The organism is Candidatus Thiosymbion oneisti, assembly GCF_900092655.1.
GTDB lineage: Bacteria > Pseudomonadota > Gammaproteobacteria > Chromatiales > Chromatiaceae > Thiosymbion > Thiosymbion oneisti.
Genome location: NZ_FLUY01000509.1, coordinates 1 through 601, shown reverse-complemented (window position 1 = coordinate 601; position 601 = coordinate 1). Strand labels below are relative to the sequence as shown.

1 pseudogene is annotated in these 601 nt (G+C 63.4%); it reads left to right on the top strand.

Annotation, left to right across the window (positions count from 1 at the left end):
* Positions 1 to 53: 53 nt before the first annotated feature.
* Positions 54 to 601, top strand: a pseudogene (locus BQ17_RS04995) (tRNA 2-thiouridine(34) synthase MnmA); the annotation flags it as partial.

The following is a 601-nucleotide window of genomic DNA, read 5'->3' as shown; positions in this document are numbered from 1 at the left end:
CTGTGTGCCAAGCAGGTATCAGCTCGACCACCGTGAATCAGGATCCGAACCTTATGCCCCAGGATGTCCAAGCCCCGGTTACCCACCGACCCACTGTCATGGTCGGGCTGTCGGGGGGCGTGGATTCTTCGGTCGCCGCCCTGCTGCTGCTGGAGCAGGGGTATCGGGTGGAGGGTCTGTTCATGAAGAACTGGGAAGAGGACGACACCGCCGATCATTGCGCCGCCGCCGCGGACCTGGCGGATGCCGGCAAAGTCGCCGCGCTGCTCGGCATCCGTCTGCATCGGGTCAACTTCTCGACCGAGTATTGGGACCGGGTGTTCTCCCATTTCCTCGCCGAGTACCGTGTCGCCCGCACGCCGAATCCGGATATCCTGTGCAATCGGGAGATCAAGTTCCGCGCCTTTCTGGATCACGCCCTGGACCTGGGTGCCGAGCGCATCGCCACCGGTCACTATGCCCGCGTCGCCCGCGACCATGCGGGCTGGCACCTGAGACTCGCAGCGGACGCGCATAAGGACCAGACCTATTTCCTGTATCTGCTCGGACAGGAGCAGCTCGGCCGCTGCCTGTTCCCCCTCGGTAATCTGAACAAACACGA